Here is a 22,306-nt window from a genome sequence, read left to right on the forward strand (position 1 = left end):
CTGCTTCTAAGGTGCTATTTGTTTAAGGAATTATGCCTCGATATCACTAATTAAAATAAAACATAATTACTAACTATATTGTTTGTTCCGTTGCATATGTCGTTATCGTATAAAGTGAGTTTTTCTGCAAGTGATTAGCTTACGTCAATATGTTGACTATCCTGACTGAACTTAGCTTGAGTTCAGTTCAGTTATTACTTACAGCACGATAAAATACGTAAATTTGACCGAGCTGCCTGCTCGGTAAAAATAGTATTAGAACGGTTTATTCCCATCACTTATCACCCGAATTCATGCTGAATTCGCCTCCCGCGTAACCCTGCTGGTTAACTTTTTAATTCTTGCCTCTTAGGGACAAACTTTAACACCAACAACCTCACCAGCAGTAACACCAAAATCAAGGCGAATGATTGTGATAACCAATTGGGTAACACTTCATGGTGCTCTCCTAACATAGGTGCCACTTTAATGTCGAAATGCTCCACTAACATATCGGTTAAAAAACCAAAAGCAATAGCGACACCAATAACGCCCGTTAAATAAGAGGCCACCGCGCGCTTACCCAACTCACTTGCTACCACGCCAAGGGTAGCGATATTTGTCGCGGGACCTGCGAGCATAAAGACCAACACGGCTCCGGGTGAAACACCCGACAATAATAAACCGGCGGCAATAGGTGTTGATGCGGTAGCACAGACATACATAGGGATAGAAATTAAAATCACTACAATCATGGCTAATAGACCGCTACCCCATTGGCTAAAAAAGCTTAGCGGAATATAAGTTTGCACCAGAGCGGCGAATGCTAAACCAATTAACAACCATTTTGCCGTGTCATTTAACAGCTTGGTACAACTAAAGGCTAAGGCTTGCTTCAACTTATTAAAAACAGACCCTTGAGCAGAATCATGCTCGTCCCCTTTGGTACTGCAACAAGTGTCTGCCGATGCTTTGCTGACCCCTTGTTGAAGCGCAAGCTGCGACTCTTGTGGTAATGCTGTTGGTTTAGCTAACTTAGTCTCAGATGCACAGCATGAGGTTTTAGTTGCCACTGTTGGTTTAGCGCAGCAACTTGCTTGCTCACTAGTCGCAGCTATGGTAACGTCAGGCTTTGCGTCTTTATCCGCACAACAAGAGCTATCATTATTTTCAGCTTTAGTTTCTGTTTTATTATTATTTTTAGCTTCATGCTGAACTAATTCGTCTTTGCTATCACGACCAACCAGAACCCCCGCAACAATTGCACTTGTTATCGCAGCAATAGGCCTGATAATGGCCATAAATGGGCCCAGTAACACATAAGATACCGAGATAGAGTCTATGCCTGTTTCTGGGGTAGAAACGAGAAATGCCGTGGTGGCACTTTTGGAAGCGCCCGAACGCCTCAGTGCTAAAGCAGCTGGAATAACGCCACATGAACAAAGTGGCATAGGTGCGCCAATCAGCGCGGCTTTTATCGTGGTAAGCAGACCCTCACTGCCTAGGTGTTTAATGAGGAAATCCTTTGGTAGATAAACATTAATTAAGCCCGCGATCAATAAACCTAACATTAACCAAGGAGCCGACAGGACAAACAACTGCCAAAAATTACTTACTAATAATTGCATCGACATTCTCCAGTGCAGATAAAATTGAACAGTGGGTTGCTTCTTCTTCGCCACCACAACAAGCCGCAACTAATAATTCCAGTGAGCCTTTAAAACATGCCAGCTCGGCTATTTTATTATTTACTTGGCTAAGTTTTTGCTCGGCAAATGATTTGACTTCAGCACAGCTATGACTGGCTTTATCAATTTTAATAGAGAGTAAACCACTGATTTCTTTTAAACTAAAACCAACAGCTTTAGCTCGGATGATAAACTGCATAATCCTCAGTGCTTCTTCATTATATAAACGGTAACCATTATCTGCACGACTGGTCGCGGCTAATAATTGATGTTTTTCATAATACCTTAAGGTATCTGTCGATACCGATAGTTTTTGCGCCAGCTCACCTATTCTATACATATATTATCCCTTACTTAATTATGTAAAAGTCCACCCTTAATGAATATATTACATTATAAAGCTTGGAGTTAACTCCAATGTCAAACGACTATTTGAACTATTTAACTATTTTATCATCTTGTAGCCGTTGAATTTTCCGCCTTTACCGGTAAAAAATGGACCGACAATGTTAAGCGAGTGGACTTTTAACCACGTAAACTCATAAAACAACGAACTGCGTAATACTCTGCCATCAAGATCAGCGGTAAAGTTATTTAATTGTTTGTGTTCGGCTCTGCCCCTTCGTAAAAAACAAAGGCCTTTTTTATGCTTATTTACTAAGGGAAAATTTAGTTCCTGCACTTTTGTCACATTTTTAATCTTGCTAGCGGTACACTATTTGCCATAGTCAGGTTATAATAAGCGCTTATTATTTTTTCAATAAAGGTTTCCTCGGCAATGGAAAAACGTTTTATTACCGCACAAGAATTATTAGAAGATTCGTTTCGTGTAGCAGCCAAAGTATTTGAAGATGGCTTTCGTCCACAATTTATCGTCGGTATCTGGCGTGGTGGTGCACCTATTGGTATCGCTGTGCAAGAATATTTCGACTTTAAAGGCGTGGAAACTGATCACATTGCCGTTCGTACTTCGTCTTATTATGGTATCAATAAACAAAGTAAAGAAATTAAAGTGCACGGCCTGCATTACATTATAGAAAATGCTAACGCCAGCGATGGTTTGCTCATTGTAGATGATGTCTTTGATTCTGGTCGAAGCATAGATGCACTTATCAAGCAGCTTAAGAAAAATATGCGCAATAATATGCCACAAGATGTTCGTGTTGCTTGTCCTTGGTATAAGCCGCAAAATTCAAAAGTAGATTTTGCTCCGGATTACTTTCTTCATACCTCTGATGAATGGTTAGTGTTCCCCCATGAATTATCGGGCTTAACCCCTGATGAGATCATCAATGGTAAAAAAGATCTCGTCAATATTCACGATTTATTAGTCTAGCTTTTGTTTAGTTAAGCGTTAAACCGCTATGAAAAGCATGTCATCAAGACATGCTTTTTTTTGCCTGAGCTATATTATAGTGTTCTTTTTAAAAGCCCCGGCAGTACTCCACTACAGGTTAGCACTTACCCGCCAGTAAGAATTAAATCACTAATTAACCTACTTAACAGTACCTTAGATTGATATTTTATTTCCATGTCAATGTATTTATTCCTTGCTAGGAATAACCAGTACAAAATAAAGCCAGTTAATCCTTGATCTATATCAATATAGGTTTAAACTTTCAGAAATTACTGAAACTTCAGAACGAACCTATGATACTACCGTCAAAAATAGAATCTTTTGTTATGCATTGTGGCGAAATGGGCAGCCGATGGGGCTTTAATCGCACTGTCGGTCAAATGTATGGCTTATTGATTATTTATCAAGAGCCTTTAAGTGCTATACAAATATCTGAGGCACTTAATATCTCTCGTGGCAATGTCAGCATGGGTATTAAGGAGCTGCAATCCTGGCGTTTAGTGCAGGTTCAACATAAACCTAAAGACAGAAAAGAGTATTACTCACCTGCAGGCTCTATTTGGGAAATGGCAATTCGGGTCTTTGAAGAACGCCGTAAACGCGAAATAGACCCAACCCTGTCACTATTGCGCGATAACTTATTAACTGAGCCGACGAATCAACAAGAAGAGTATGCTCAAAAGCAGATGCATGAAATTCATGACTTACTAGAAACTGTCACCCATTGGGCTAGTGAACTGCAACGCCTGAGCCCAGAGCAGCTAAATACACTAATGAAACTAGGCGCTGGGGTAAGTAAAATCATCAGCCTTAAAGATAAATTAATTAACAACGGTTAAGTGCGAGCTTAATCGTTTTTTTTTACTTTTTTTTGTAAAAAATACTGAACATTCTCAATTTACAGCCCGCTATTTTACTGCCGTGTAAGTCGTCGGCTAACGGAGTCCATTATGATTGAAACGTTAATGCTGTCACGCATTCAGTTTGCCGCTAATATAAGTTTTCATATTCTTTTCCCCACGATCACCATAGCGCTAAGTTGGTTTTTGTTTTTTTTCAAATTACGCTTTGATCAAACGGGCGAGCCAGTTTGGATGCGTGCCTATCGATTTTGGGTAAAAATATTCGCTATCACTTTTGCCATTGGTGTCGTTACTGGCATTACCATGTCATTTCAGTTTGGTACTAACTGGCCTAAATATATGGAAACCGTCGGTAATATTGCCGGCCCCTTATTGGGCTATGAAATATTAACCGCCTTTTTCCTCGAAGCCGGTTTTCTCGGTATTATGCTCTTTGGTATAAGAAGAGTGTCAGCTAGAGTGCATACTTTATCCACCTTAATTGTTGCCATAGGCACTACCTTATCGGCCTTTTGGATTATAGCCCTTAACTCTTGGATGCATACACCCCAAGGCCATGAAATGCGAGATGGTGTTGCTTTTCCGGTCGATTGGTTAGCGATTATTTTCAACCCGTCATTTCCCTATCGTTTAACCCATATGCTTATTGCCTCAGGCTTAACCGCCGCCTTTTTAATCGCTGGTATAAGTGCTTATCGATTACTTAAGGGCGATGATAAAAAAGCGCCTAAACTGACACTAAAAATAGCCTTAACTGTGGCAATGTTTTTAACACCACTACAAATATTTATGGGTGATCTGCATGGCTTAAATACCCTTGAACATCAGCCACAAAAAATTGCTGCTATGGAAGGAATTTGGCAGACCCAAAAAGGTGCGCCGTTATTACTGTTCGCCATACCTGATGAACAGCAAAAAAAGAACCACTTTGAAATAGCTATACCCAAACTGGCCAGCTTAATTTTAACCCATGATCTTGAAGGTGAAATAAAGGGTTTAAACGAATTTGAAGGCAATCACCCACCCGTAGCGCCAGTATTTTTTGCTTTTCGAATTATGATGGGTGTTGGCATGTTAATGCTCATTATCTCCTGGGTCAGCCGAATACAACTCATGCGTAATAATGTTTTGCCGCCATGGCTGTTAAAAGTATTGGTTGCCATGAGTTTCTCTGGCTGGTTAGCGACATTAGCAGGCTGGTATGTGACTGAAATAGGACGACAACCTTGGTTAGTTACCGGCATTTTAACGGTTAAAGATGCCGCAACGACTATAGCACCGGCTAATGTTGGCTTATCACTGGCTATGTATCTCACTTTATATGTGGTGTTAATGGTCGCTTACTTACACACCTTATTTACGATGGCAAACCGTGCTGTTGAAATTGAAGAGATCACCGAAGATGAAAAAGTAAAACCTGTGATTCGTCCTACCACAGCAAATAAAGGAGAATAATTATGTTTGAAGTAGATTCACTGGCAGTAATATTTGTTGCGCTGATGGGCTTTTCAATATTGTTGTACGCCATTTTAGATGGTTATGATTTAGGTGTTGGCATATTACTGCCTCTTAGTCAGCCAGATGATAGTGATACCATGATTGCCTCTATTGGGCCTTTTTGGGATGCTAATGAAACCTGGCTGGTCTTAGCCATTGGTTTGTTGTTAATTGCTTTTCCGGCGGCCCATAGCCACATTTTTAAAGAGCTTTATTTACCTACCGCGGTATTATTAATTAGCTTGGTATTACGCGGGGTGGCTTTTGATTTTAGAACCAAAGCCGCATTTAGCCACAAACCTACCTGGAATAAGGTATTTAAAATAGGCTCATTGCTCGCAGCCATGAGCCAAGGTTATATGCTGGGCATGTATGTTATGGGCTTTGAAGACTCACTAGCGGCATATGCCTTTAGTTTACTCAGTGCGCTAGGTGTTGCGGCAGCATATGCTTATATAGGTGCATGTTGGCTGATCATGAAAACAGAAGGAGCCTTACAAGTACAAGCGGTAGCTTGGGCTAAAAAGACCGGGGTTGTTTGCTTTATCGGCGTAGTGGCTGTTTCGGTGGTAAACCCCTTAATTAACCCTGATGTTTATGCTAAATGGTTTGCTTGGCCGACCACCTTATATATATTGCCTTTACCGGTATTGTGCTTTGCCTTATTTGCTTATAGCCAAAGGCAATTAAAACACTTACCTGCGATAAATGATAAAGGTTGCTGGCGACCTTTTGTTGCCGCGGTCGCTATTTTTTCTTTGTGCTTTTTCGGTTTAGCCTTTAGCTTCTTTCCCTACATAGTGCCGGGTAAATTGACCATTTGGCAAACAGCCGCAGCACCGGAATCGTTAAGCTTTATATTGTGGGGAGTAATCATAGTAGTTCCCGTGATCATCAGCTATACCATTTTCTCCTATCGGGTGTTTTGGGGTAAAGTACAAGAGTTGCGCTACCATTAACGAAGCTTATACCAATTCCAATAAGTTTATTCCCACTCAGCGAGAATTAAAAGTCTTAGAGGCAAGGCATTGATTGTAGATAATAGTTACCCCCTTATCAAAATCAATAACGCAGCATGTAAGCCTTTTAAACTCGCCCTTCGGGAGCTTTCCACCGATTCGGTAACCGCACAGAATTTCTTTCATATAGAGTGACTATATGCAAAAAAATTCTATTTATTCTCAAACCGCTGGTAAGTTCTGAGTGGGAACTAACTTAATGGACTTGGTATTATTTAGCCGAGGTTTTCTATCATTAGCGAGTAAAAAAGCCCATTTAGTCATACTAAATGGGCTTTGATCTTGGCTGTTTGTTATAACAACTGGTATTAGTTTATCGCTAGCAACTCAATATCAAAAATCAATAATGCTCCTGGGCCTATTTTACCAGACGGCTTGTTACCGTAGCCTAAATTTGACGGAATATAAAAACGCGTTTTATCGCCGACAACCATCAACTGCACACCTTCAGTCCAGCCTTTAATTACTTGATTTAAACCAAAACTAATTGACTGGCCTCGATCGACTGAACTATCAAAGACACTGCCATCAAGTAAAGTTCCATGATAATGCACTTTAACTTTCGACGAGGCACTTGGGTGCTCAGTACCACTACCTTGAGTTAGCACTTGATATTGTAAGCCAGAAGCGGTTGTAATTACCCCTGCCTCACTTTTATTAGCCACTAAAAACTCACTGCCTAATTTTATATTAATTTCGGCCGCTGCTTTATTACTACTTTGCCGCATAATGAAAAAGACAAATAATCCAATAACAACGGCTAGTAATATAAATTTACTCATTCAATAACACCCTTAAAAATTTGCTTACTTGAAAAAAGGCATACTACTTAATTCCTTGCTAACTTGCCAGCGCAAAGCTTTTAAGCCTTCATCAATAGCTTATTTTTCCTGTTATTGATTAAAAGCAATACATGAACACCAACTATTTCACTTTAAATTAACACTGAATTTTAGGAATATCTCGCCAGCAGGTGGTGTATTGTGGGCTCAAAAAATTCCGTTTCATCTGCCAGCTATCACTTTGCCCTTGCGCCGCAACTTTTAAGGTACCTTGACCATAACGCTTATTTATTTTATCAAGGCATGCCATCAAAGCTGGCTTTGTTTGCGCGGGTAAAAATAAATCCGCTTGTTGAAAAACACGACTTTGTAATTCAATCGCACCGACACCGCAGCGATAAAAACGCACACCGAGCACAAAAATATCACTCAGCGCACACGTTATTGCGGCAGCTATGTCGCAATTATTATCTGTTGCTTGGTTGAAGCGGTAACTAATGGCCTGCTTATAATAGTTGTCATCATGAGGTGAGCTCGAAGCAAATATTATCAGCTTCTTAACTAAGCTATCTTGTTGTCGCAATTTTTTAGCAACAATAGCGCCATGACTGGTTAATGCGGCGTGCAATGCATGAATATCCATAATGCGTTGACCAAAACTTCTCGTTGAAAAGATCTCTTGCTTAGCCGGCTTAACCTCATCCCAAGATAAGCAGGTAATGCCATTGAGTTCATTCACGGTTCGCTCAATCATAACGCTAAACTCTTTACGCATAGCTTTAGGGTTTTGCTGCGCTAACTGGTAGGCATTATTAATGCCCCGCGCTGTTAACTTTTTTGCAATGCGTCGGCCCACGCCCCAGACCTCATTAACAGCCATGCGGGTGAGCACGGCCTTAGCACTACTTGGGCTATCAATAACCGCGACGCCGTTAAAGCCGGTTAATTTTTTTGCCGCATGATTAGCCGCTTTAGCTAAGGTAGTAGTGGAGCCAAAACCAACACCCACAGGTAAGCGTATTTCCTTCCATATAGCGCGCCTTATCTCATGGCCATAGGCATGCCAATCACTAATAATATTTTGATAATGATTAAAAACTAAAAATGATTCATCAATAGAATAAATATATTGTTTATCACAGTAACGAGCAATAACCGCCATCATTTTTTCACTCAAATCCGCATAGAGTTCGTAATTTGAAGAGCGAACCACCACATCATGCTTGTCTAATAACCACTTCACTTGAAAGTAAGGCTTAAATTTTGGAATACCTAACCTTCTAGCAATAGGACAAACCGCACAAATACAGCCATCGTTATTGGTTAGTACCACCACAGGTCTATTACGAATACTGGGATCAAAGACTTTCTCAGCACTGGCGTAAAATGAGACCGCATCAACTAGTGCAAACATGCAAGTAAATCGGGGACTGGATGGTGCAGACGAATAGACTGAGTAACGACGCCTTCTAGCTGGAAGGTGTCTTCGGGTTTAATATTTACCGGAGCAAATTGCTGAGAAGCAGACAATAACCGTGCTTGTGGCTTATCCAAAATTTTACAGACAAAACAACCATTATAGTTTGCCACAATGACATCACCATTTTTGGCGGTAAGCGACCTATCAACAATAAGTATATCACCCTCAAAAATACCTATGCCTTGCATAGAATGACCTATGGCTTGACCAATAAAAGTCGCATTGGGATGGCGAATAATAAGTTGATCTAAGCTTAGACCTAACTCTTTATATTCGGCAGCGGGCGATTCAAAGCCAGAAATACCAGCTTCAATATAGATAGGAATAACTTTCATAACAGACAACTTTTCATAGCATCAACACAAGTACTGTACATTTAAACAGTATATTATCTTATCACCATTTTAGAAAGTCTTGTTATGAATTAAATCCTCACTCACTAATTTATGCTATATAAAAAGCCATAAGTAGCGAATATTCATTACGCTATTTATGGCTGAAAACATTCACAGTAACTTAACTAAGTCTAGCTAGATGAAGCTAAACTTAGTTGCCTTAACGTTTAGCTAACGAAACTAGAACTGATACTGCTCTGCTTTGGCTAATAGCTTTTTAGCGGTCAGCTTACTGTTGGCACAAGCGTTAATGTCTTTTTTATTAAAGACTAAGATTTGATCTTTGTAGCCGCGACCCTGCTTACTACCCGCGTCTTTAATGATTAAGCTGACATATTCAGTGCTTGGTACTGCTCTTAAGCCATTACCATATAAACATAATGTTTCCACCAAAGTGTTATTAAGTGCGCTGAAATGTGCAGATCTTGCTTTGCTTTGTGCAAGCTGTTGCTGTTTTCTCTGCGAGTTTAATTGACTGACCTTTTGTTCAAGTTGTTTTTTATTGCTATCCAAAACAACCCGCGCTACTTTAAGTTTATTAAGCTCAGCGGTTAGCTCAACTTGTACGATTTTTTCCGCGCGGTGTAGCTGGTATTCAATATCTTTGCGCTGACGAGCGATATCACGCATTGCATAGGCAATCTCACGCTCCTCACTACGAAGCTCTCTAGCCCCTTCTCGCTGTAGCTCAAAAATTTCCATCACTCGTTCAAATTCATCTTCATGATCGTCAAAGTCAATGACAAAGTCTTCATTGTCAATAACCACTCTGTCAGTAGCACTGATAGAGGCAACAGAAACTAATGGTGCTTTTGGCGCTAGTGGTGCTAGCGGCGCTACCCTTTGAAAAAACTGACGATGGGAAGAACCACCATGAGCCGAATTGATGGTAAAAATAGCGCCTTGGCCTTGCAAATAAACACTCTCGATTGAGCGAATTAAGGACTGATGTGAATTTTGCGGCGATTTTGCCGATGACATCATGATGTCATTCATGATATTTAATTGTTTATGCAAAATGTCATAGTTTTTTTCTGCGCCTTGCACGCTATGAGCGCTAAAGACTAATAAAAATGCGGAACTGAGCAGGGCAAGCTTTGCTGCTATTTTAGTGCCAGTTCTAGTTTTAACTTTGGCATTAACCACTGAGCCTCGCGTTTTTACTTTTACTATTAAGCTTGTTAATTTCATCATAAGTTTTCCCCTCTATGGATAGTTCTGGTCTTTTCTTAATTTACTAATAATTATCTTTTTAATAACTTAGCCTTGGTAGTTAATAGCTTTTATTGAGTTATTCTGTGTGTTGACACTGTGCTCAAAGCCAAGTTTTTGAAAACCGATTTCCCGTTCCAGTTGCTGAAATTTAATTTTATGAGTTAACTGTTCATCTTCTCGCTGGGCATTAATAAAGTGAATAAAATCACTCATATCTTCTTTACGTTCTTTTCTCGATGCGCCAATAACATAACTTGCTAAAGCAAGGTTATTGCTCTGCTGCTGGATGCTAATATCAGCACGATAATTAGCTAAAATGACTTGTTGCTCGGCAGCAAACTCGCGTAATTTAAGATTCACTATGGCTTCGATATCAGCATTACTGGTACTTGCCCATTTCTGTTGCACTTGTTGAGCAATGAAGGCGGTTACTTGATGAGAAAGTGCTTGTTGAGCAAACGCCTGTTGTTCCACTTTCTCACCTGGCATAAAAGTCATCACCACAGTAATAGCAAATGCCGAACACGCCATAGATAATGCGGGCACACCAAACCACATCCCCCAGTTAATGGCTTTACTCTGACTGGTTTTATCAAACTGAAAATGTTGTTCAAATGCTTGGGCTCTATGCCAGTTTGGCACCTCTTGCTCTATTTCAGTGCTTGCTTGCTGGGCAATATTTTCGCTAAATAATGCTCTATCATCATCACTCATTTGAGCATTAACTGATTTTGGCTCAGACATACTCCACCTCTACCTTGCTAATTGGATCATCTGCTAACTGCAGTTTTAATTTATCGAGTGCGCTATATAATTGTGACTTGGCGGTATTGGTTGAGATGCCAAGTTGCTGACTAATATCTTCAAAAGTACACTGCTGGAAAAACTTTAACTCCACTACCAGTTTTTGCTTGACCGGTAAATGCTGCATCGCTTGTAATAGCGTGCTACTTTGCTGTTTTAAAAATAAGTCTTTTTCTAGGCATAACGATTGTTCATCTTCTTGCTCTGGTACATCATCAAGTGATTGCATCGGCCGTTTACGTCGATAAAACTCAAGACAACGATAATGAGCAATCTTAAACAGCCAACTCTTAAAGGGACATTCACCTCGAAACTTGGATAAATTCCGAAATAATGCCATAAAGATATCTTGCATTAAGTCCATGGCATCAGCCGGATTATTCACCATACGTAAAGCGTAGTTATAGAGTGGTTTCTCATAACGTTTTACCAGTGTTAGCCAGGCTGACTTTTTGCCTTTTAGCGCTTGCGCTATGAGCTTTTCATCGCTTCTTTCAAACACAAAGGCTCCTATTATTAGTCTATTACTTAAAAAACAATTACTTAAAAAAAATTTGTTATGCTATCGCTACATAAGCGTCATTATTACTGGTATGCAACTATAAAGTAGCGCGGGTAAGCAAAATAGTTTGGAAAAAGTTTATTTATTTTAGCGGTAATTAATCTTTAGCTATTACGTTTACAGTAATTGTTTTGATTAAGTGGGTGGACAGGCAGAACAAACGTCCCCTAAATACAGGGCTACAACTACGCACATAAAAAAACCCTTAACCGTTATCCACAGTAAAGGGCTTTGAACAAACAGATAAAATTAAGCCTGTTAGCGCTAATAAGTATTGCCAAAGAAAGCTAAAACGTCATCACCACACGGCCAGTAATATCCCCATTAATCATATCGTCAAAAATCTCATTGATATCTTCTAGTTTTTTCTCAATGGTAATGGCTTTAACTTTACCTCTCGCGGCAAAGTCTAAACACTCAACTAAATCTTTACGGGTACCAACAATAGAGCCGATAACACTCACGCCATTTAATACCGTATCAAAAATAGGCAGCGGCATATCTTCTGCCGGTAAGCCTACTAACACACATTTACCCCCTCGGCGAATGACTTTATAGCTCTGTTCAAAGGCACTTTTACTAACGGCGGTACAAATACTGGCGTGCACACCACCGGTTTCCTCAAGTACGCGCGCAACAACATCATCACTTTTAAAGTCTAAACAAATGCTGGCTCCCAGTTCTTTAGCCAGTTTCAGCTTATCAGTGCCCGTATCAATGGCAATAACATTTAAGCCCATGGCAACAGCATACTGAACCGCTAAATGCCCTAAACCACCGATACCAAAAATAGCGACCCACTCACCTGGTTTTGCGGTGGAGACTTTCAGTGCTTTATAGGTAGTAACGCCTGCACAAAATAAGGGGGCCGCAGCAACATAATCAATACCATCAGGAATTTTCACCACATAATCACCATGGGCCTTACAATATTCGGCATAACTACCATCAACCGAGTAACCGCAGTTTTGCTGTGATAAACATAAATTTTCATTACCGGTTAAGCAGTAATCACAATAGCCACAGGCACTGTAAAGCCATGGAATACCAACACGGTCACCCAGTTTGAAATGTTTAACTTGCTCACCAATTTCAACGATTTCACCAACACCTTCATGACCCGGAATAAGTGGCATTTTAGGTTTAACCGGCCAATCACCGTGACAGGCGTGCAAGTCGGTATGGCAAACACCGCAGGCATGAATTTTAACTAAAACTTCTTGGCTAGATATTATTGGCTTATCGAGCTGTTGAATTTCAAGTTTACCTTTAAATTGATGAATAACGGCTGCTTTCATAATAGAACCCCTTCACATTATTGTTACTGCAATAGTTGTTACTGAAATAGTTATTGCTAAAGTAGAGAACGCCGAAATGATTATCGACGAATGACAAACAGCTCATTGTATAACTAGGGCGTGATAAAGAGACGATACAGATCAATAAATAAGCATAAAAATCATACTAACAACTAGGTGACTATCTTGGAATAAGAAGAAGCTAAGCTAAAGTGCATAAAAATTTAATAAAAACATTAACAAAGCATAAGAAGTATGGTTAAAATAGCGACCTTAGTGCTATGTCTCCATAGTTTAACTGGATAAAACTGCGGCCTCCTAAGCTGCTGCTCTGGGTTCGAGTCCCGGTGGAGACGCCATTACTAGTAACCCCCCCCCCCATGAACACTTTATTTTCCCTAAAATACACCTTCAAAATCATTAAGTTCTGAAAATGAAAAAGCCCCAGCACTGTACTTAAACCAGTGGTGGAGCTTCAATTTTCCATAGCAAGTAAATAACCAGCGACTTAGCTACTCATCTGCTTGCGTTATTTCTACATCCATGTCATCTGCGACTGAGTTACCACTCAGCATTGCACTAACAGCCATGATTAATACTGCAAATATCACGGTTGTTAATTTAAACCCTCGCGAGGATGAATTATTCATTGTTTTACCTATATCACTGCCTGCTTGATTTATTATTGATTTGTACTATTTATGAGCAGGTACAAAGACACTAAACGATTACTTTTTTATTTTCAAGCGTTTTCTTTAGTTAAATAAACAATTAAATAAAAAACAACTTAGTCAATTATATCAAATGTTAAGCCTTGCTGAGCTTCTTGTTGCTCAATAGATGAGATAATCACTCTAATTGAAGCGCTTAACACGCCAGCTCCCGAGCTTAACGTCGCTAATTTGGTATCGCCTCGTAATAAATGGCTATATTTAATGGCCATAGCCATTGCCGTACTGTTAACTGATAGTTCGTCATAGTTTTGTTGAGTGAGATTTTGCTCGTTTGCCTTGCTCACTGCCTCATTTTGAGAAGATATAATAAAAAACAAACTAGCGTCTGCACGTTTGTGTTTATGCAGCTTAATAGATAAACGTAAGGCGTCAGCCCCTAGTAACTTATGAGCACTCTCAATCAGTGCCTGTAATAATTTTTGAATGTAGAGTTCATCGCTATTGATATAATGCGGCACGCTGTCATCAATAAGGAAAGAAATTGGCTTACCTTCATAAGCATTACTTGCTTTAAATACCGCTTCAGTGCGCTGTAAAAAGCCATAAAAATCAAAACAGTCTTCTTTGGCAATGATCTTACCTGACTCGATATCAGATAAATCCATCATGGTATCTAACAAGAGAGCAATATTGCTGCCTGCATGGCTTATACCTGTCACCTGTTTGTTATTTATGCCTTTTTTCTTTAATTGCTCAACAAATGCCTTCATGGCTAGCAATGGTAAACGTAACTCTTTATTTAAATTCTGTAAAAAATTACTTTTAGCTAAGTTTTTTTGCTCGGAACTTTCTTTCGCTAAAATAAGCGTCCTGGTTTTAATGTCGACTTGCTGACCTAGTTCACTTGAGTAGGCAGCCATCATCAATACCAACATTTGAAATAGCAAAGCGCCAAGCGTACCACCAATAAGCACAGCCCATGCTTGCCAAGTCTTCACTTGACTAAACCAAGGTTGCTTTTCGGCGATATTAATTTGCCAGAGTCGAGAAAAGACCTCCATGTTAATGGTTTCCATATATCTATTCGCGCTAGGTAACGCCTGACCAAAGAGAGTAAAGGGCTGGTGACTTGAGACATCTTGAATAAAAAAGCTAACGTCTTGGTCTTGTTGTTTCGCTAGCTGCTGAAAAAAGCGATCAAATTGTACGACTGCCACAACAAAGCCTATTAACTTATCTGCTTTGATTATCGACAACTTATTTTGCCCTGATGGCTTAGTCGCGTAGTTATCCTCTGGTGGTGAAAAAACAGCCTTACTAAACAACATGCCTGGCTTAGCCATATCGTCTTGTACCAAGGTCATTGGTGCGCTGGCAATCACCTGTTCACTATCAACAACCTGCTGCATAGATAATACCTGCAGGGGGTTGCTATAAATATCTAGGCCGAAAGCAGCCTGATTACCGTATTGTGGGTATATATAATACAAGGGAGCATATTGACTGCGGGTTTTAGCAAGAACAACTTTTCCATTGGCTAGACGCTCTCTAATGTGAAAGTCTTGCTGCAAGGTTACTGAACTTTGTTGCTCAAAACGTTGTCGATGGCTAAAAGGTACAATCGGTGCCCACTCTAACGCCCTAATACTAGAATCTTGCTTAAAAATACTTTCACTAAACACAGTAAACTCAGTTAATGATACATAATCACTGGCTTTAAAAAATGCCGACAGGCTATTGATTTGGTTTACTACGCCAGCAACTTCTGCTTGTATCAAGCGCTCGATTGCCACTTTTGATTGCTTAAACAGCGCTTGTCGATAACTTTGTTGTTCATACTGAGAAGTTTTAAACAAGATCAAAATAGCCAAAGCACCCAAAACAGAAGTAAAACCGACAAAAATTCGTTTAGTTAACTTGAGCTGTTCCGCATTTTTTGCCAGTAACAATAAAGGTATAAAAAATACCGCCACCAACATGCTGGCGGACCAGGTATTAATAAAGGTATAGAAAAAGGTGCCTTGTATAACTTGGTTATCTAGCATGGCAATAACTAAAACCGAGCTAGCTGAGACTATGCTGGCAATAGGGCCAATACGAAGCAGAAAAAAGAATAAGTGCTTTCTAGATAGTAACCATTTTTTATAATGAATAAAGCGAAAAACAAGCTGTTTAGTCCAGAAAGCCTGCAAAATAATAGCGAGTACGGCAATACTCATCACCGCTAAGTTGGCATCAAAGTAAAACAAATACTTCAGACTAAAAGCCAATATTGGTGTTACCAATAAGACGGCAACAATGGGCGTGAGACCCCAGATAATCAGTAAGCCACTGACAACTGCCGCGGCAGGACCAACAAAGTTTACGAGGGATTGTGGATTGATAAGCCATATCGCACCAAAACAAGTAGTAAAGTACAAAATGGCAGAAATAAAAAATCGCGCTAAGTGAAGTTGCATCATAGAGTATTATTCAAGAGTGGCAGAGTAATTCCGTTAATATTTTGTAAATAATGACACAAGTTTTACCCGATACTAGCATTATATTATCGCAATAATTTATCGCGAGACAAAATAATAGTTAAAATTCCATAATTTAATTTGCGCTGCGTGCTTTGGTGAGCGAAAATACGCAGAATTTTTATTCTTTCAAGACTATAAGATCTGGAGCTATTATGTCATCACGTCAAGAGCTAGCAAATGCTATCCGTGTATTAAGTATGGATGCCGTACAAAAAGCAAAATCAGGGCACCCTGGAGCCCCAATGGGCATGGCAGATATTGCCGAAGTATTATGGCGTGATTTTTTAAAGCACAATCCTGCCGATCCTAACTGGGTAGACCGCGATCGCTTTATTTTATCAAATGGCCATGGCTCAATGCTTATTTATTCTTTATTACATTTATCGGGTTACGATTTATCTATTGAAGATTTAAAAAACTTCCGTCAATTGCACTCAAAAACCCCTGGTCACCCAGAATACGGTTATACGCCAGGCGTTGAAACAACTACCGGCCCATTAGGGGCAGGTATTGCCAATGCTGTCGGTATGGCTATTGCTGAAAAAACCTTAGCGGCGCAATTTAACCGCGAAGATCACGCCATTGTTGACCATTACACTTATTGCTTCTTGGGCGATGGTTGTTTAATGGAAGGTCTATCACATGAGTCATGTTCACTTGCTGGCACCTTAGGTTTAGGTAAGTTAATCGCTTTTTGGGATGACAACGGTATTTCAATTGATGGTAAAGTTGAAGGTTGGTTTACCGACGATACTCCGGCCCGGTTTGAGTCTTACGGTTGGCATGTTGTTTCTGTTGATGGTCACGACCCGCAAGCAATTGCACATGCCATAGAAGCAGCGAAACTAGTCACTGATAAACCAAGTATGATTTGTTGTAAAACAATCATTGGTTTTGGCTCGCCAAATAAATCAGGTACTCATGATTGTCATGGTGCGCCTTTAGGTGATGACGAAATTGTTGCAACACGTGAATTTTTAAATTGGCCACACCCAGCTTTTGAAATTCCAACTGACATTTACGCTCAGTGGAATAGCAAAGAAAAAGGTCAACTCAGTCAAGTGAGCTGGAATGAAAAATTTGCTGCATATAAAGCAGCACACCCGGCACTGGCCAGCGAATATGAGCGTCGTGTTATTAAAGGTGAATTACCGAGCGATTTTGAAGAAAAAGCCAATGCTTTTATTCAACAATGTCATGAAAGCGGTGAAAACATTGCAACCCGTAAAGCGTCACAAAATGCCATTGAAGCCTTTGCGAGTATATTACCTGAAATGTTAGGTGGCTCAGCTGATTTAGCCGGCTCTAACTTAACCTTATGGTCAGGTTCTAAAGGTATCAATACTGACCCTGCTGGTAACTATATTTACTACGGCGTGCGTGAATTTGGCATGAGTAGTATTATGAATGGTATCTCTCTGCACGGCGGTTTTATCAATTACGGAGCTACTTTCATGATGTTTATGGAATACGCGCGTAATGCCATACGTATGTCGGCATTGATGGGGATTCAAAATATCTTTGTTTATACCCATGACTCTATTGGTCAAGGTGAAGATGGTCCAACGCATCAACCTATTGAACAATTAACTAACTTAAGAACCACGCCAAACTTAACAACATGGCGCCCATGTGATGCCACTGAAGCGGCGGTTGCTTGGAAAGCTGCGGTGCAAAGCCAAAAAGCACCAACGGCATTGATATTTTCACGCCAAGGCCTACCGGCTATGAGTCGTACTCAAGAGCAAGTAAGTGCCATTGAAAAAGGTGCTTATATACTGGTTGATTGTGCTGGTACACCTGATGTTATATTAATGTCTACCGGCTCTGAAGTTTCGCTGGCCGTAGATGCCGCAAAAGTATTAACCGAGCAAGGTAAACTTGTACGTGTCGTTTCTATGCCATCCACGAATGTTTTTGATAAGCAAAGCTCTGACTATAAAGAAGCTATCTTACCTATTAGCGTAACCAAACGTGTTGCCATTGAAGCGGCACATGTTGATTTTTGGGCTAAATATGTCGGTCTAAGTGGCGCGGTTGTTGGCATGACCACCTTTGGTGAGTCAGCTCCAGGTAAGGTATTACTTGAGCACTTTGGTTTTACCGTAGACAATGTTGTTAAGACAGTAAACCAGTTATAACTCAGTAGATAACGCTTACCACAAACGCTCTATCGCACTTGTGGTAAGCTCTGGTACAATTACCGCTTAGATTATCAATTTACTATCGCTTAAAATTATCACTTAGAAATGCAGTAAAATTATGACAATAAGAATTGCCATTAATGGCTTTGGCCGTATCGGTCGCAGCGTAGTTAGAGCGCTATATGAAAATGGCAAAACAGAGTTATTTACCCTAGTGTCAATTAATGAATTAGCGTCTTCTTCTGGCATAGCCCACCTGTTAAAATACGATAGTACCCATGGTCGCTTTCCTTTCGATGTCAGCCAAAATGATGATCAATTGATTATCGATGGCGATGAAGTAATCTTAACTCATATCGATAGCTTGAATAGTCTACCTTGGCAACAACAAGATATTGATATTGTTTTTGATTGTACCGGTAAATATGGCAGCCAAGCCGACGGTTTAAGTCATATTAACCGCGGCGCGAAGAAAGTATTATTCTCTCACCCAGGTAGCCCAGACGTTGATGCAACCATTATCTATGGTATTAATCATAAAACCTTAAGTTCAGATCATCGCATTGTCTCCAATGGCTCTTGTACTACTAACTGCATAGTGCCAGTGATTAAGGTGATTGATGAAGCTTTTGGCGTAGAAAGTGGCACCATCACTACCATTCATTCATCAATGCATGATCAGCAAGTCATTGATGCTTACCATAAAGATTTACGTCGTTCGCGTGCGGCCAGTCAATCAATCATTCCCGTAGATACTAAATTGGCTGCGGGTATTGAGCGAATATTACCAAAATTTAAGGGCCGCTTTGAAGCCATCGCCGTACGGGTCCCTACACTCAATGTTACCGCCATGGACTTAAGTATCACGGTCAATGCCGATGTCAGCATTAACGACATCAACCAAGCAATAGTGTCAGCTAGCAAAGAGCAAGATTTATCTGGAATTTTAACCTATACCGAAGAACCTTTGGTGTCGATCGATTTTAACCATGACCCACACTCTTGTATCGTTGATGGTAACCAAACGCGGGTTAGCCACAAACGTCTAGTTAAAATGCTTATCTGGTGTGACAACGAATGGGGCTTTGCCAATCGCATGTTAGATACTGCCATGGCAATGCACCTAGCGCGAAATTAACAAAAAAGAAAAGTACCTTGTAAAATAACTATTTATCAAGGCATTGAACATAATTTACCGACAGTAAAATGAGGAGACAACAATGTCTATTATCCAAATGGCTGAGCTAACATTAGCTAACAAACGTGTGTTAATTCGTGAAGATTTAAATGTACCGATAACCGACGGTAAAATCACTTCGGATGCTCGTTTACGTGCGGCCTTACCTACCTTAAAACTTGCTTTAGAAGCTGGCGCAAAAGTAATGGTTATGTCTCACTTAGGTCGACCTACAGAAGGTGAGCCTGAAGAGAAATTTTCACTTAAGCCTATAACTGAATACCTAAGTGCTGCATTAAACTACCCGGTTCGACTAGTCACCGATTATTTAGACGGTGTTGAAGTGGCAACGGGTGAATTGGTTGTTTTTGAAAATGTCCGCTTTAATATTGGCGAAAAGAAAAATGACGATGCTCTAGCAAAAAAATTAGCTGCCTTATGTGACGTCTTTGTCATGGATGCTTTTGGTACAGCTCATCGAGCGCAAGCAAGTACCCATGGCGTAGCAAAATTTGCTGAAACAGCCTGTGCTGGTCCATTACTTTCTGGTGAACTAGAAGCATTAGGTAAAGCGTTAGACAACCCAGCTAGACCCTTTATTGCAATTGTTGGTGGCTCTAAAGTGTCCACTAAATTGACTGTACTTGACTCTTTAGCGGGCATTGTTGATCAGCTTATCGTCGGTGGTGGCATCGCCAATACCTTTATTGCAGCAGAAGGGCACAATGTCGGCAAATCATTATTTGAAGCCGATTTAGTAGAAGAAGCGACTCGTTTAACTAAGCAAGCGCAAGCCAATAAGGGTGATATTCCAATTCCAACGGATGTGGTTGTCGCCACTGAGTTTTCAGCATCCGCATCAGCAACATTAAAAAATGTTAATGAAGTCAGTGATGATGAAATGATTTTTGACATTGGCCCAGATTCGATAAAAGCATTAACTGATATCATAGCTAAAGCTGGCACCATTGTTTGGAACGGACCTGTTGGCGTATTTGAATTTGATCAGTTTTCTCAAGGCACCAAGATGATTGCACAAGCCATTGCCGATAGTTCAGCCTTCTCAATTGCAGGTGGTGGTGATACCTTAGCAGCAGTAGATAAATATGGTATAGCCGATAAAATATCTTATATTTCTACCGGTGGTGGTGCTTTCTTAGAGTTCTTAGAAGGTAAAAAACTTCCCGCCGTTGAAATTTTAGAGCAGCGCGCAAAATCACAACATGGCTAACGCTTAATTTTTAGCCAGAATTTAACGATTGCTTAGAGTAAAAAATAACGAGTAGCTTATTCTCTAAGCTGCTCGTTTTTTATGCTAAGACACAAGAAATCCGCTAAATAAAAAGTAAATATGCGTAAAAAGAAAGTAAACTGAAAGCCAGCAACGCTAAAACAACAACAAAACGAAATTAAAACGAAACATAAACGAAACTTCTTGCTATACTAGTGTAGTAAACTTACTATTTAATACTTAATAAATGGACTAAAACATAACGAGATACAAGAACATCTTGTAATATTCGTACAAAATACGGGTTTTGTAATCATTCCCGTTCAAAAGACAACTTTAGTAAATTTATTCTGTAAGATAAGCGGTCTCTTTGCTATAATTCCGTTATCAAAATAAAAACTTTCAACCTCAGCAACAAAACTTATCTAGGAGTAAGTAAATGGCTTTAATTTCAATGCGCCAAATGCTCGATCATGCGGCAGAATTTGAATACGGTATTCCAGCATTTAACGTCAATAATTTAGAGCAAGTACGCGCAATAATGCTTGCCGCTAGTGATACTGATAGCCCTGTCATCATGCAAGCATCTGCAGGTGCCAGAAAATACGCCGGCGCACCTTTCTTACGCCATTTAATTCTAGCGGCTATTGAAGAGTTCCCAAATATCCCAGTAGTTATGCATCAAGATCACGGTACTTCTCCTACTATTTGTCAACGCTCTATTCAACTAGGTTTTTCATCAGTAATGATGGATGGCTCATTAATGGAAGACGGTAAAACACCAAGCAGTTATGAATACAATGTTGCAGTAACTCAACGTGCAGTTGAAATGGCACACGCTTGTGGTGTTTCTGTTGAAGGTGAATTAGGTTGTTTAGGTTCTCTTGAAACTGGTATGGCTGGTGAAGAAGACGGTGTTGGCGCAGAAGGTATTTTAACAAAAGAGCAAATGTTAACAGACCCTGAAGAAGCGGCTGATTTTGTCAATAAAACCCAAGTAGATGCACTGGCAATTGCCTGTGGTACTTCTCACGGCGCTTATAAGTTTTCTCGTCCACCAACAGACGATATCTTAGCGATTGATCTTATTAAAGCCATTCACAAACGTATACCTGATACTCACTTAGTTATGCACGGCTCTTCATCAGTACCACAAGAATGGCTGGCGGTAATTAACGAGTTTGGCGGAAAAATCCCTGAAACTTACGGTGTACCCGTTGAGCAAATTCAACAAGGCATTAAACATGGTGTACGTAAAATCAATATAGATACGGATTTACGCCTTGCATCTACCGGTGCTATTCGTCGCTTTTTAGCGCAGAACCCAAGTGAATTTGATCCGCGTAAATTTTTACAAGTATCAACCAATGCTATGTACGACATTTGTAAAGCACGTTATGAAGCATTTAACACTGCAGGTCATGCCAGTAAAATCAAACCTATAAGTCTTGATGGCATGTTTGACCGTTATCAAAGCGGTGAGTTAAAGGCTATCATTAAGTAACACTGCTGATATAAACTAGTTACATAAAAAGGGCTTAGGTCCTTTTTTTATGCTCGAAATAAATAGGCGACTTAGGTATAATCACCGGTAATTATCAGCGGTTCACCCTAAAAAG

Annotated in this window: 19 protein-coding genes and 1 tRNA gene; 9 read left to right on the forward strand and 11 right to left on the reverse strand. The window is 40.0% G+C overall.

Annotated elements, in window-relative coordinates; all coding sequences use genetic code 11:
* Nucleotides 1-326: 326 nt before the first annotated feature.
* Nucleotides 327-1,607, reverse strand: a complete 1,281-nt coding sequence (locus tag ASU03_RS13040; protein WP_057832190.1) for an SO_0444 family Cu/Zn efflux transporter — start codon at nt 1,605-1,607, stop codon at nt 327-329.
* Nucleotides 1,588-2,007, reverse strand: coding sequence for a Zn(2+)-responsive transcriptional regulator (zntR, locus tag ASU03_RS13045; RefSeq protein WP_057832191.1), 420 nt, complete (start codon nt 2,005-2,007; stop codon nt 1,588-1,590). Before zntR ends, ASU03_RS13040 begins: the two co-directional genes overlap by 20 nt.
* Before the next feature lie 438 nt (nt 2,008-2,445).
* Between zntR and ASU03_RS13055 the strand changes: the two genes are divergently transcribed.
* From ASU03_RS13055 to cydB, 4 genes are all read left to right on the forward strand, one after another.
* A complete protein-coding gene (locus ASU03_RS13055) occupies nt 2,446-3,003 on the forward strand; it encodes a phosphoribosyltransferase (protein WP_057832193.1) in 558 nt (185 codons plus the stop codon).
* 314 nt (nt 3,004-3,317) lie between these two features.
* A complete protein-coding gene (locus ASU03_RS13060) occupies nt 3,318-3,863 on the forward strand; it encodes a GbsR/MarR family transcriptional regulator (RefSeq protein WP_057832278.1) in 546 nt (181 codons plus the stop codon).
* A 111-nt stretch (nt 3,864-3,974) separates the two neighbouring features.
* Complete coding sequence (locus ASU03_RS13065) at nt 3,975-5,342, forward strand: cytochrome ubiquinol oxidase subunit I (protein WP_057832194.1); 1,368 nt, start codon at nt 3,975-3,977, stop codon at nt 5,340-5,342.
* A 2-nt stretch (nt 5,343-5,344) separates the two neighbouring features.
* Complete coding sequence (gene cydB / locus ASU03_RS13070; protein ID WP_057832195.1) at nt 5,345-6,343, forward strand: cytochrome d ubiquinol oxidase subunit II; 999 nt, start codon at nt 5,345-5,347, stop codon at nt 6,341-6,343.
* 368 nt (nt 6,344-6,711) lie between these two features.
* Here the strand turns inward: cydB and ASU03_RS13075 are convergent, their stop codons facing one another.
* From ASU03_RS13075 to adhP, 7 genes are all read right to left on the reverse strand, one after another.
* Nucleotides 6,712-7,185: an FKBP-type peptidyl-prolyl cis-trans isomerase gene (locus ASU03_RS13075; RefSeq protein ID WP_057832196.1), complete on the reverse strand. Its 474-nt coding sequence runs from the start codon at nt 7,183-7,185 to the stop codon at nt 6,712-6,714.
* 157 nt (nt 7,186-7,342) lie between these two features.
* Nucleotides 7,343-8,599: a Y-family DNA polymerase gene (locus ASU03_RS13080; protein WP_057832197.1), complete on the reverse strand. Its 1,257-nt coding sequence runs from the start codon at nt 8,597-8,599 to the stop codon at nt 7,343-7,345.
* Complete coding sequence (locus ASU03_RS13085) at nt 8,587-9,000, reverse strand: LexA family protein (RefSeq protein WP_057832198.1); 414 nt, start codon at nt 8,998-9,000, stop codon at nt 8,587-8,589. Before ASU03_RS13085 ends, ASU03_RS13080 begins: the two co-directional genes overlap by 13 nt.
* Before the next feature lie 240 nt (nt 9,001-9,240).
* Entirely contained in the window at nt 9,241-10,254 is a 1,014-nt protein-coding gene (locus ASU03_RS13090) for a hypothetical protein (RefSeq protein ID WP_231731578.1), read from the reverse strand.
* Nucleotides 10,255-10,320: 66 nt separating this feature from the next.
* Nucleotides 10,321-11,019 carry a hypothetical protein gene (locus tag ASU03_RS13095; RefSeq protein WP_057832199.1) on the reverse strand — a complete coding sequence of 233 codons (699 nt, stop codon included), beginning with the start codon at nt 11,017-11,019 and terminating at the stop codon, nt 10,321-10,323.
* Nucleotides 11,012-11,581, reverse strand: coding sequence for an RNA polymerase sigma factor (locus tag ASU03_RS13100; protein WP_057832200.1), 570 nt, complete (start codon nt 11,579-11,581; stop codon nt 11,012-11,014). Before ASU03_RS13100 ends, ASU03_RS13095 begins: the two co-directional genes overlap by 8 nt.
* A 347-nt stretch (nt 11,582-11,928) precedes the next feature.
* A complete protein-coding gene (gene adhP, locus ASU03_RS13105) occupies nt 11,929-12,939 on the reverse strand; it encodes an alcohol dehydrogenase AdhP (RefSeq protein ID WP_057832201.1) in 1,011 nt (336 codons plus the stop codon).
* 283 nt (nt 12,940-13,222) lie between these two features.
* On the opposite strand from adhP, the gene ASU03_RS13110 reads away from it, so the two are divergent.
* Nucleotides 13,223-13,298, forward strand: a tRNA-Arg gene (locus ASU03_RS13110).
* Nucleotides 13,299-13,451: 153 nt separating this feature from the next.
* Here ASU03_RS13110 and ASU03_RS20770 read toward each other — a convergent pair.
* The gene (locus tag ASU03_RS20770) at nt 13,452-13,589 is read right to left on the reverse strand and encodes a hypothetical protein (RefSeq protein ID WP_157447811.1); all 138 of its coding nucleotides are present in this window, start codon (nt 13,587-13,589) and stop codon (nt 13,452-13,454) included.
* 137 nt (nt 13,590-13,726) lie between these two features.
* Nucleotides 13,727-16,075: a CHASE domain-containing protein gene (locus ASU03_RS13115; RefSeq protein WP_057832202.1), complete on the reverse strand. Its 2,349-nt coding sequence runs from the start codon at nt 16,073-16,075 to the stop codon at nt 13,727-13,729.
* A gap of 212 nt (nt 16,076-16,287) precedes the next feature.
* Here ASU03_RS13115 and tkt point away from each other — a divergent pair, with 212 nt between their 5' ends.
* The 4 genes from tkt (at nt 16,288) to fba (ending at nt 22,191) form a co-directional block, all read left to right on the forward strand.
* The gene (tkt, locus tag ASU03_RS13120) at nt 16,288-18,276 is read left to right on the forward strand and encodes a transketolase (protein WP_057832203.1); all 1,989 of its coding nucleotides are present in this window, start codon (nt 16,288-16,290) and stop codon (nt 18,274-18,276) included.
* A gap of 121 nt (nt 18,277-18,397) precedes the next feature.
* A complete protein-coding gene (epd, locus tag ASU03_RS13125; RefSeq protein ID WP_057832204.1) occupies nt 18,398-19,417 on the forward strand; it encodes an erythrose-4-phosphate dehydrogenase in 1,020 nt (339 codons plus the stop codon).
* 82 nt (nt 19,418-19,499) lie between these two features.
* Nucleotides 19,500-20,687, forward strand: a complete 1,188-nt coding sequence (locus tag ASU03_RS13130; RefSeq protein WP_057832205.1) for a phosphoglycerate kinase — start codon at nt 19,500-19,502, stop codon at nt 20,685-20,687.
* Nucleotides 20,688-21,126: 439 nt separating this feature from the next.
* Nucleotides 21,127-22,191 (forward strand): class II fructose-bisphosphate aldolase, encoded by a 1,065-nt coding sequence (fba, locus tag ASU03_RS13135; protein ID WP_057832206.1) that lies wholly within the window; start codon nt 21,127-21,129, stop codon nt 22,189-22,191.
* Nucleotides 22,192-22,306 lie beyond the last annotated feature (115 nt).

It is taken from the genome of Colwellia sp. TT2012 (assembly GCF_001440345.1).
GTDB lineage: Bacteria > Pseudomonadota > Gammaproteobacteria > Enterobacterales > Alteromonadaceae > Colwellia.